10 protein-coding genes and 1 other RNA gene are annotated in these 11,794 nt (G+C 41.6%); 2 read left to right on the top strand and 9 right to left on the bottom strand.

The window, feature by feature from the left end; all coding sequences use genetic code 11:
* Positions 1-71: 71 nt before the first annotated feature.
* From rnpB to V514_RS0104025, 5 genes are all read right to left on the bottom strand, one after another.
* Positions 72-460, bottom strand: an RNA gene (gene rnpB, locus V514_RS19920) — RNase P RNA component class B.
* Positions 461-647: 187 nt separating this feature from the next.
* Positions 648-1,004: a cell division regulator GpsB gene (gpsB, locus tag V514_RS0104040; protein ID WP_029498467.1), complete on the bottom strand. Its 357-nt coding sequence runs from the start codon at positions 1,002-1,004 to the stop codon at positions 648-650.
* Between the two features lie 27 nt (positions 1,005-1,031).
* Positions 1,032-2,273: a ribonuclease H-like domain-containing protein gene (locus tag V514_RS0104035; protein WP_029498466.1), complete on the bottom strand. Its 1,242-nt coding sequence runs from the start codon at positions 2,271-2,273 to the stop codon at positions 1,032-1,034.
* Positions 2,274-2,280: 7 nt separating this feature from the next.
* Entirely contained in the window at positions 2,281-4,548 is a 2,268-nt protein-coding gene (locus V514_RS0104030) for a DEAD/DEAH box helicase (RefSeq protein WP_029498465.1), read from the bottom strand.
* Positions 4,541-4,900: a YppE family protein gene (locus V514_RS0104025; protein WP_029498464.1), complete on the bottom strand. Its 360-nt coding sequence runs from the start codon at positions 4,898-4,900 to the stop codon at positions 4,541-4,543. The genes V514_RS0104030 and V514_RS0104025 overlap by 8 nt, the downstream gene beginning before the upstream one ends.
* Before the next feature lie 222 nt (positions 4,901-5,122).
* Between V514_RS0104025 and recU the strand changes: the two genes are divergently transcribed.
* Positions 5,123-5,755: a Holliday junction resolvase RecU gene (recU, locus tag V514_RS0104020; RefSeq protein WP_029498463.1), complete on the top strand. Its 633-nt coding sequence runs from the start codon at positions 5,123-5,125 to the stop codon at positions 5,753-5,755.
* 23 nt (positions 5,756-5,778) lie between these two features.
* Positions 5,779-8,346: a PBP1A family penicillin-binding protein gene (locus V514_RS0104015; protein ID WP_152528936.1), complete on the top strand. Its 2,568-nt coding sequence runs from the start codon at positions 5,779-5,781 to the stop codon at positions 8,344-8,346.
* Positions 8,347-8,509: 163 nt separating this feature from the next.
* On the opposite strand, the gene V514_RS0104010 is transcribed toward V514_RS0104015, so the two are convergent.
* The 4 genes from V514_RS0104010 to asnS form a co-directional block, all read right to left on the bottom strand.
* Positions 8,510-8,854 carry a YpoC family protein gene (locus V514_RS0104010; protein WP_029498461.1) on the bottom strand — a complete coding sequence of 115 codons (345 nt, stop codon included), beginning with the start codon at positions 8,852-8,854 and terminating at the stop codon, positions 8,510-8,512.
* Positions 8,851-9,510: an endonuclease III gene (gene nth, locus V514_RS0104005; RefSeq protein WP_029498460.1), complete on the bottom strand. Its 660-nt coding sequence runs from the start codon at positions 9,508-9,510 to the stop codon at positions 8,851-8,853. Before nth ends, V514_RS0104010 begins: the two co-directional genes overlap by 4 nt.
* A 1-nt stretch (position 9,511) precedes the next feature.
* Entirely contained in the window at positions 9,512-10,237 is a 726-nt protein-coding gene (locus tag V514_RS0104000) for a DnaD domain-containing protein (protein WP_029498459.1), read from the bottom strand.
* Positions 10,238-10,477: 240 nt separating this feature from the next.
* A complete protein-coding gene (asnS, locus tag V514_RS0103995) occupies positions 10,478-11,770 on the bottom strand; it encodes an asparagine--tRNA ligase (protein WP_029498457.1) in 1,293 nt (430 codons plus the stop codon).
* Positions 11,771-11,794: the final 24 nt, after the last annotated feature.

Raw genomic sequence — 11,794 nt, 5'->3', positions numbered from 1 at the left:
ATAAAAGAAAAGCTCTCCACCAACGAGGAGAGCTAAACTAATTATTATCATAATAAAAGTACATCATATAGAATTATAAGCCATGTTTTGTGCCCTTGTACTCAAACGGCGCAAGCCTCGTACTCTGGGTAGTAATCATCTATCTATCAACTGTATAAAGACAGCCAATCCATACCTCTGTTCATTTCCGTCGGTACGGCGCCCCTACCATAATTTGGGTTGCACACTCGCAGGGTTTACCTCGTTCCACTCTAGCAGTTTCCAAACTAGACTCCGTCACTGTGGCACTTTTCAGGAAGTGTCAACCATATCCAAGGACTTAGGTTTTCCTTCCGCCGTTAGCATTTCAGCTACTTCCGCTTATTTATTCGCGAAATACGATCACTACGGTCATCTCAGAACCGTGCGTGCATGGACTTTCCTCAGCAACACCAATGTGTTACAGCGATTACTCATTCATCTATGATGCTGTAGTTATTATAGTACTTCAAAAGTCATGTGACAAGGTTTTTAGCCTTTTTTTATGACATGAAACAAAAAATAAGTATTTTCCGACAATTAAATGCCAAAAATTAGTTTACTTTTTTGCCGCATAACCGACTAAAACCACTTAACGCCAAAAAAATCCAGCCGTTAAGTGGTTTCTCTTACCCTTCAAAATCGTTGTAAAGCTTATCGCCAAACACGCGTTTTTCAAGGTTTGCTAAGCGTTTTAAAATGTCGTAGTTTGTGACACCATTTGTCGCTTGTTGTGGTTCTTCTACTTCTTTTTTCTCAAGATTTGGCGCTGCTGTAGGTGTTGTTGCAGTTCCTACATTACTCAATTGTTCTTCTAGTTCTGCAATGCGCGCCTCTTTTTGCTTTAATACTTGTTCAAAGCTTTCATAATCTTGAATGATTTCGTCTAAAAATTGGTCAACCTCGTCTTGGCTGTAGCCACGAAGACCTGTTTTAAAATCTTTATCTAAAATGATTTTAGCAGATAGTTTGATATCCAAGTCCATCGTCCTTTCACTTCTATATAGATTTTATTATAGCACATTTTTATTCGTTAAACGTCTGATTCGATGCGTCAGTGCGTCAATCCGCTTTTCTTTAGCATGCGGTTTATAACAGATGCTTTGTGTCGTTTCATCAAGTGCCTTCTGCGTATAGCGTAGCGCCGCTTCAATATCGTGCAACCGATGCTCACATAGCTTCGCTAGCTCTGTATAAGCTTCTAGACGTTGGCGTTCATTGACATACGGGGTACATAATAAAAAACAATCATACGCTTGTTGAAAGTCACCGCGTTTTTTTAATAAATACCCTTTGTAAAAAGAAGCCTCTGCCGCTTCATCTACATCATATAGATGCGTTATGTCACGTAAAAGTTCCAAACTGGCATCAGAAGCTTTTAAATCTTTGTACCATTTGCCGATATTCGTATACGCCTTTGCACTTTCATTGCGCACGCCTTCCGTTAATAACTTCGTCTCTTGCACATACAATGTAACAAGCGACAGCAAATCATATTCATTATGCGTTAATACTTTTAACAACGCATTCGTTTCGCCTGTACGCACAGCATCTAAATAAATCGCAGGCGCTAAATATCCTGGGACATCACCATCGCGGATAAATCCGAGCTTCTGGCGCTCAACCTCACTTAATGTCATACGCGCTAGTTCCTGTTTCCAAATACGTTTGGCGCTATGCATCAAATCAATATGATGCGGCGTTTTAAGCGGTGGAAGTGTATTGCGGTGAAAGGTCCAACGCATTTCCAGCTGTGGCCAATCGAAACTCTTTCCATTATATGTTAATACCATTTTTTGCTCTTGCCAAAACCTCGATTCAAATAAAAAAGCTGCTTCGTGGCTCGGATCGGCCAAAATATATTGCTTTAACACAAATTCATGTTCGTCAAATAGTAACAAACCGTTGAGAAAAATATGCGTGCCTGTGCCTTTTAAACCGGTTGTTTCCGTATCATAAAAAACAATTGGCCGTTCGTCGGTTAGCGCAATCGGGTGCTCATGCTCACGCCATGTAGCGAGCGCCTCTAAAAAATCCCCCAATTGATAGGCGCCGTGCTGATAATCGAGCGCATAATGGACTTCGCGCACAAACACCGTACCAAATTCATTGTCGATGCGCGAAAGACCTGCCTGTTCCCATAAATCGCTATAGACTGGTGCAGCAGGTTTTTTATAACGGAGTTGCTCCGCTGGTACCGTCGTTTTTTTCTTAACCATTTTTTTCATCGCTAACAATTTTTTTTCGTAAGACATGTGTCTATCACCCTCTCATTAACACTGTCTCTAAGAAACGTTTCACTTGCTTCTTGCCACCCTCTTCTAAATCTTGTGCGCCGATACAAGACGGGCAGCCATGTTGACAACTACAATTATCGACATGCTCATAGACGCGATCGAGTAATGGCTCCCATAAGTCGTAAATACGTTCACTTAAGCCGATACCGCCCGGATAACGGTCATAAACAAAAAATGTTGGCTTGCCATTATGCGTGGCCTTCACTTGCGGTATGACATGCACGTCGCTACGGTCACTTTGAATATAAAGTGGAATAAAGCTATTCATCGCATACGCGACACCGGTCATCGCGCTACTTAAATCGTCGTCATTCCAATTCAGAGGTGCATCAAAACTCAACCATGTACTCGATGTATGCAGCTCTTCTGGTGGCAATGTAATAGGCCCTGAACCAATATTATCATGCGAATTAAAACGGATTTTTTTGAAAATGGTTGCTGTAGCAAGCGTCATAACATCTCCGTAGTCAATTGTTAAACTACCTACTAGACGTTCTTTATCCTCTGAAATAACTTTAAGCTCTACCGCGAGATTCGCATCGGTAAAATAATCGACATCAACTTCCGTGACGTACGCCTTTTTTTCTTCCCAATCGAGCTTTTCGACTTGAAACTGTGTGCCTTGATGTAAATAAATCGCTTCTTCATGTAATAGCGTCATTGCGCTATAGCGGTCCATTTCCCCAATAACATGCGTTTTCGTTGGTACAGATTGGTCGATAATGACAACATTTTCTTGTGATGCGGAACGCAAGCTAATATTATGTGCCGGAAAGCTATCAGCCATCCAATGCCATGTATCACTCGTTTTGAGTAACACTTGCTCCTCAACAAAATAATCGAGGAATGCTTCGACATCAAACTCTCCATATGACTCCCCGAAATGAAACGGTAATTCAAATGCCGCACACTTTAAATGATCCATTAAAATAAGCACATTTTCCGGGAAAATACGCGCTTCTTCTGGAGAGCTATTAAATAAGTAATGCGGATGTTTCATCAAATACTGGTCAAGTGCTGTTGATTGCGCCACATAAATAACAAGCGCATCTTCTTGACGGCGTCCTGCGCGACCGGCTTGTTGCCACGCGCTCGCAATATTCCCTGGATAGCCGGTCATGATGCACGCTTGTAATTGGCCAATGTCAACGCCTAGCTCTAGCGCATTCGTTGAGACAACTGTTTGAATCGTCCCATCGCGCAAGCCCTTCTCAATGGCGCGGCGCTCACTCGGTAAGTAACCACCGCGGTAGCCTCGAATCGATTCATCAGCAATTTTTTTAGCGGTTAAACTTTTTAAGTACGTCACAAGCATCTCTACGCGCATGCGACTTTTCGCAAAAGCAATCGTTTGAATGTGTGCGTTATACAATTTTCCCACGATGTCTTTCACTTCTAAAATAGCACTGCGCCTTACGCCAAATGTCGGATGCACGATTGGTGGATTGTAAAATACAAATGTTTTTTTGCCCGTGGGCGCACCACTTTTCGCAATCAATTCATGCGGTTCATTTGTTAACACTTCTGCTAATTCACGTGGATTTTTAATCGTTGCTGACGTACAAATAAACGTTGGATTGCTGCCATAGTAGGCACATATTCGCTTTAAACGCCGTAGTACATGCGCAACATGCGAGCCGAAAACGCCTTTATAGCTATGCAATTCATCAATGACAATATAGTCGAGATTTTCAAACAGCGACACCCATTTCGTATGGTGCGGTAAAATCGCCGCATGAAGCATATCGGGGTTTGTCATCACAATATGCCCCGCTTTACGCACTTTCGTTCGAATGCCAGGTGCCGTATCACCATCATATGTGTAACTTAAAATTGGCTCACCAATCGCTTCAATTAAGTCGTTGACTGCATTCTTTTGGTCTTGTGCCAATGCTTTTGTTGGAAACAAATACAGCGCACGACTTGATGGCTTTGTTAAAATCGATTGTAGAACGGGTAGATGATAGCACAGTGACTTCCCAGAAGCAGTTGGGGTCACTGCCGTAAAGGATTGCTTGTTTATTGCCTTATTATACGCTTCCGCTTGATGGCTATAAAGCTGCGTAATTCCCTGTTTTTCAAGCGCGGTCGCTAGCTTTGGATGTAAGTCTGCCGGCAGTGGCGCATACGCTCCAGTTGTTGCTGGAATGACTTCGATATGTTCGATATTTTTTTGTGCATCACCTGTTATAAAATCTCCGAGCCATTTTGCTAATGTCGGCTTATCATTCATCGGCCACATCACGCAATGCACTCAGCAATGTTTCACATGTATATTTAGCGGCTTGAATCGATTGATACAAACGCTTTTTACTCGTTTTAATATAAAATGATTGCACGACAAACTGGTCGATTTGCTCGACAGCATTCGCAATTTGAATCGCATGTACATATTTAGGGCGGGCAAGCACTATAAACTGTTCAGCTTGCTGTTGCCAGTCGAGAAGCATGTTATGGATGCGATCGGCATATGGTTTTACTTCATTAAAAAAATCCGGTTCGTATGCGTCGTCTCGAAATTGCATAAAGCGCATCCAGCTAAGTTCGCACTCTTCATAAATTTGTGTCGTTAGTTGTTGGAGCATATTAAACGCCTCTTTCACTTAATTTATCGGAAAATCGCTTAAAAAAGCGAACAAATATTCTTTCTCTATCGTCTTTTAGTATAATTCAAATTGCCTTTTCTGGCGATAATAGAGTTTCTAGAAGTTGCAAACAGCTACTATCATTGCTAATATCTTTTGAGTGAGCTTGAAAAACTGCTCATTACATATGTGGTATGATATAGGCGGTAAGGAGTGATACGAATGGCAATCCGCTATCCAAACGGACGGCAATATACGCCAAAAAATAAAGCAGCAAACAGTGACTCGAAAAAAAAATCGGATATTCTCGCAAAAGACAAGTTAACATTTAGCAATCGCGGGAAAAGCTTAGAGGATGACATCGATGAAGCGAATGCTTTTTATTTACAACGAGGTACGGCAGTGATTCATAAGAAACCTGTTCCCGTACAAATCGTCAAAGTAGCGTATCCGTCACGAAGCGCAGCGGTCATTCAAGAGGCTTATTTTAGAACGCCTTCCACGACGGACTATAATGGTGTTTATAACGGACACTACATTGACTTTGATGCGAAGGAAACAAAAAATAAAACATCCTTTCCACTTCAAAATGTCCATGAACACCAAGTAACACATATGCGTGCGGCAAAAATGCAGCAAGGGGTTTGTTTTTTACTTGTGAGTTTTTCAACATTAGAACGCTTTTTCATCTTGCCATTTGACGTGCTCGACACTGCTTGGCAAGCGATGGAAACGGGCGCAAGAAAATCGATTCCACTAAGCGTTTTTGAAGAACATGCAATTGAAATAACGGAGAGCTATGCACCGCGGCTCGATTACTTAAAAGCGGTTGACCAACTACTATCAAGTTTGTGATAGGCAGAAAGAGAGGGATTTCTGTGGACGAGAAAATGACAAGGGAACAACGTCGTAAACAGCAAAATCAAAAGACAAAACGTCCAACGTCTCCGAAGAAAAAAACATCAACGTCGAAAAAAGAGAAATCACAAAAATCATTAGCGAAACGCGTGCTAATCGGTATTGCGTCTCTTTTCATCGTACTATTTTTAATCGGTGGCGCTGCGTTTGCCTATTTAGCATTCACGGCACCTGAACTCAACGAGGACACATTAAAAGATCCTGTTTCTTCTAAATTCTATGATAAAAACGGCAAAGAGTTTTATTCAATGGGTAGCGAAGAACGGGAAAACGTAAAATATGAAGATATACCGAAAGAAATGCAAGATGCGATTCTTTCAGCCGAAGATGCACGTTTTTATGATCATAATGGGATCGACTTCTGGCGTCTAGGTGGTGCGGTCGTTGCCAACGTGCGCGACGGCTTTGGTGCTCAAGGGGCATCCACATTAACGCAGCAAGTTATTAAAAACTCATTTTTTGATAATAGCAAAACAATGAAACGGAAAGTACAAGAAGCTTATTTAGCGTTACAGCTAGAGCGCGAGTATTCAAAAGATGAAATTTTTGAAATGTACTTTAACAAAGTATTAATGTCTGGTCGTATTTATGGCTTTGGTACAGCCGCTGAATATTTCTATGGCAAAGAGTTAAAAGACTTAACACTAGATGAAATGGCTGTACTTGCCGGGATGCCACAAGCGCCAAATGGTTACAATCCATTTAAAAATCCAGAACGCGCAGAAAAACGTCGTAATGTTGTATTACTTCTAATGTATAACAACAAAAAAATTACAAAAGCTGAAATGGAACAAGCTCAAAAAGTCGATATTAAAAAAGGCTTACTTCCTGAAAGCAAACGTCAAGCAGCAGCGACATCAAAATACGATGCTTATATTGATGTCGTGTTGAAAGAGCTTGCTGAAAATGGCGATGAAAAAGCGCTTGAAGAAGGAATTAGCGTTTATACGAACTTAGATATTACGGCACAAAAATCAGTTGAAAAAGCATTGAATAACGATGCAAACTTCGTTGGTCGTACGCCGGAAGATATTCAAGCAGGTATGGCGATTGTTGATACAAAAACAGGCGCACTTGCTGCTGTTGGTGGTAGTCGTAATTATGGTCCAGAACGTGGCTTGAATATGGCTACAAGTAAACACCAACCGGGTTCTACAATTAAACCATTAGCTGATTACGGTCCCGTAATTGAAAATAAAAAATGGTCTACTGGCACAATGATTACCGATGAACCAATGAAATACACAGGCACAAGCCAAACGATTACAAACGTTGATAACACGTACTTAGGAAATATGACTGTACGTGAAGCATTGTATCGTTCACGTAATATTCCAGCAGTTAAAACATTTAAAGAAGTTGGCGCTGCGAAATCGAAAAAATTCTTAAATAAAGTCGGCATTAAACCGATAGAAGATAAATCACTTGTGGAATCCGATGCGATTGGTGGCGGTAATGTTACCGTATCTCCTATCCAAATGGCTGCATCATATGCGGCATTTGGGAACAACGGCATTTACACAGAAGCACATGCCGTGAAGAAAATTGTTTATCGTGATGGCAAAACATCAAAATCGTATACACCAGATCCAAAAGATGCGATGAACGATTACACAGCATATATGGTAACGGATATTTTACGTGATGTCGTCAGCTCAAAAGCGGGCGCTACCGGTACTGCTGCAAGTATTTATGGCTTAGATATTGCTGGGAAATCTGGTACGACAAACTTTGATGCTGAGAAAAAACAAAAATTAGGACTTCCTGCTGAAACAGCTCCAGATAGTTGGTTTGTTGGTTATACAACAAACTACTCTGTCGCAACATGGTCAGGAGATCCTGAACGTCAAACTGGTCTAAAAACATTAACGGAAAAACATATTCCACAAACGTTATTTAAACAAGTTATGACTGAAATTTCATCAGGCAAAGAAACAAAATCATTTACAAAACCAGAATCTGTTGTAGAAGGTTCAAATGGTGAGTTGTATGTACGTGGCGCACAAATTTCAGCACCAAGTCAATCAACAACGAAACCACAAACACAACAACCAGCTACAACAAAACCAGAAACGGATACGACAGAACAACCGCAAACGGAGGAACCTACTACTGAAGAACCTTCAGCTGAGGAGCCTTCAACGGACGAACCAACAACAGAACAACCGCAAACGGAAGAAACACCACCGGCCGAACCAACAACACCATCTAACGGTGGCGATAGTAATTCAAATGGCGATAACTCGACTCCTCCAACAGAACCAGAAACACCATCGAATGGTGGCGGCGACTCTAATACTGGAGGCAGTTCGACTCCTCCAGCCGAACCGGAAACACCGTCGAATGGCGGCGATAATAATTCAAGCGGAGGTGGCTCAGAGTCAAATAACGGCGGCGCTGACCAAGGCAGTACACCAACAACACCACCAGAGGATAACTCATCAAATAACAATAGCAATGCGGGAGGTAGCGGCGATGCACATCCATCAGGAACACCGCCTACCGATACACCAGCAACTGAACAATAACAACACCTACTAAAAAGAGGCTGGGACATACGTGTAACAACACCTTCTCAGATGAACATAAAAAAACCGGAATCGCGCTGTGACGCGGTTCCGGTTTTTTGTTGCGAACGCTAAAAAAGGAAAGTGACATATTTTGTCCCAGCCTCCTTTTATTTATGTTCACTTATTTTTTTAAGCGTAATCGTGCACAACGTTTTTTCGTTTCAATAAATAGCTCATCTAATTGACGATAGCACGCATATTGACCGGGACGCATTTTTACGAATTGTAGGCGCTCCATACCATTAATCGGGAATAGCTCGTATGTTTCTGCTATATCTAATGTCGCGACATCTGACGCGGCTAAGACAAATTGTTCGTAATGGGCAATCGCTTGTTCCATTAACTTTTTGACGGTCTTATCACGTTTGCTATGGGCCTCATGAATGGCTTGTTGTTGCAATTGCCACATTGCAAACCATGCATCGACTGCTTCTTTAGAGATTCGTTCTGTTCTGACTACTATCATCGTGTGACAAGTCCTTTCTTAAAACGCTTTTGCCCTTCTCGACAATCATCAAATAACGGACATTGAGCGCATCCTGGTCGTTGCGCTTTACAATGATAACGCCCAAAGAAAATCATTTGATGATGCGCCTTATTCCAGCGCTCAATTGGTGTTTTGCGCATGATTGTTTGTTCCACTTCTAACACGCTATCTTTCCAGCGACACAAACCAAGACGCTTTGTAATACGTTCGACGTGTGTATCTACGGCCATCGCCGGGACATCGAAAGCAACCGATAATACGACATTGGCTGTTTTACGCCCTACTCCAGGTAATGTAATAAGTTCATCTCGGTCTGCTGGAATTTCACCGTTGTAGACATCCAATAAGCGTTGACTTAATTTTTGAATATTTTTCGCTTTGCTACGGAATAGCCCAATCGAACGAATATCTTGTTCTAATTCTTCAAGTGGCACCGCTAAATAGTCTTCGGGTGTTTTATATTTTTCGAACAGTGTTTTTGTGACTTTGTTGACAAGTGCATCAGTACATTGTGCAGAGAGCAACGTCGCAATCGTTAATTCAAATGAATTATCATGAACAAGCTCACACTGCGCATCCGGAAACATCCTATCCATTTCATCTAGACAATGCATCCACTGTTTAATTGTTAGCATGCTACTCCTCCTCTTCTAGCCAATTGTAAAAAGGTGCACGTTTCACCGGCTGATTTAGCTCTGGCTGTTGCGCTTGTTGCAACTGCTTTTTTAAATTGTGGTCGCGGAAGTTTTGTGAATAGCGATCCGCTTCTTCAACCGTTTTAATATTATTTTTCTTCCAATCAAATAAAATACGGTCAATATAACGCATCGTTACTTTTTGCGCTAATACGGCTTCCATCAATGCTTTACGGATGAGTGCTGCTGTATGATGATCTTGGTCTAACCACATCGCCACCGTTTCAGCTTCCATCGGCGATAATAGGCGGCCAAACTCTTGCTCAAATAAGCGGAATAATTCGCCCTCTTCGACTTCGACTTGTTGTTCTTGTACGTGCTGTTTTTCAGTTGTCGCACAATCAAGTATTCGCACCCAAAGTGGCATTAAATTAATTTGTTCATAAAGGACGCCATCTGTGACGTTTTGTACAATTTCAATATAGCCGCTTTGCATTAGGCGCTGCATCGCGGCTGAAATCGCATCTGCCGATAAATGCATCCGTTCGGCAATACGCGTTGGTGTTGGGAATAATTCGCCTTCGTCATGAAATGCTTGCAAGTGCATAATAAGCATCGCATCACTGTCGGCAATCATAAGCTCTTTGTAGTATTGAAAAAAGAGCTGTGAAATCGTCACATTTCCACGCTCAATCCACGTTTGGAGCCTTTTTTGTTGTTCGTTCACGTATGACTCCTCCAATGCAAAATTGTTAGGTCTTTTCAGACGTTCAATGCTCATTATAACACTACCTATTCGCGCTTTGCTACCTTTGAAACAGTCATCTATTTTTAAGGTTTAAACAACAAAAAGAACCACATCTCTAATGAAATGTGGTTCGACTGACTGTTGTAACTTTTTCCTGCCCGGTCTGGTGGGCAAGCGTTCAGGTGCAAAAATGGTCTGGATTTTTGCACGCGTTAAAAACTATGGGTAAATACGGTTTAATAAACGTGGGAATGGAATCGTTTCACGTACGTGCTCAGCACCTGTGATCCATGCAACTGTACGCTCTAAACCTAAACCAAAGCCTGAGTGAGGCACTGAACCGAATTCGCGTAGTTGTAAATACCATGCGTATGCGTCTGGGTCTAAACCAGCAGCTTCGATTTGTTGTTTCATTAATTTATGATCCCAAATACGCTCAGAACCACCGATAATTTCACCGTAGCCTTCTGGTGCGATTAAGTCGGCACAAAGCACGACATCGTCACGGTCTGGGTGTGGTTGCATATAGAATGGTTTGATGCCTTTTGGATAACATGTAATAAATACCGGTAAATCAAAGTGGTTGGCGATTGCTGTTTCGTGTGGTGCGCCAAAATCGTCGCCCCATTCGATATCATCAAAGCCTTCTTTGTGTAAGAACTCGATCGCATCATCGTAAGAAATACGTGGGAATGGCGCTGTTACTTTTTCAAGTTTTGACGTATCGCGGCCTAGTACTTCAAGCTCTAATTTACAGTTTTTCAGTACAGATTGAACGACATGTGCCACATATTGTTCTTGTACTTCTAATGATTCATCATGTTCAACGAACGCCATTTCTGGTTCAATCATCCAGAATTCGATTAAGTGGCGACGTGTTTTTGATTTTTCAGCACGGAATGTCGGACCGAATGAGAACACTTTACCAAGCGCCATTGCAGCCGCTTCCATATAAAGTTGGCCCGATTGAGAAAGGTAAGCATCTTGGTCGAAATATTTCGTATGGAATAATTCAGATGTTCCTTCTGGTGCAGAACCTGTTAAGATTGGTGGGTCGACTTTTTTGAAGCCGTTATCGTTAAAGAATTCATACGTTGCACGAATAATTTCATTACGCACGACCATGTTGGCATGTTGTTTTTTAGAACGTAACCATAAGTGGCGGTTGTCCATTAAAAATTCAACGCCATGTTCTTTTGGCGTAATCGGATAATCATGTGCTTCACTGATTACTTCGATGCCTGTTACTTGTAATTCATAGCCAAATGAAGAACGTGTATCTTCCGTTACTTCACCTGTTACATACATGGATGTTTCTTGATGAAGTGCTTTTGCTGTTGCAAAAACGTCTTCATCATTTGCTTTTACGACAACGCCTTGCACGAAGCCAGAACCGTCACGTAATTGTAAAAATGCAATTTTACCGCTTGAACGTTTGTTAAATAACCAAACGCCAATGGTAACTGTTTCACCGACATGTTTTGGCATGTCTGAAATCATAATTTTTGTCATAGTATCCTCCATTTAACAGCGATT

The organism is Kurthia huakuii LAM0618 (genome assembly GCF_000505545.1).
Taxonomy (GTDB): domain Bacteria; phylum Bacillota; class Bacilli; order Bacillales_A; family Planococcaceae; genus Kurthia; species Kurthia huakuii.
This window is presented reverse-complemented; position numbering and strand designations above follow the sequence as displayed.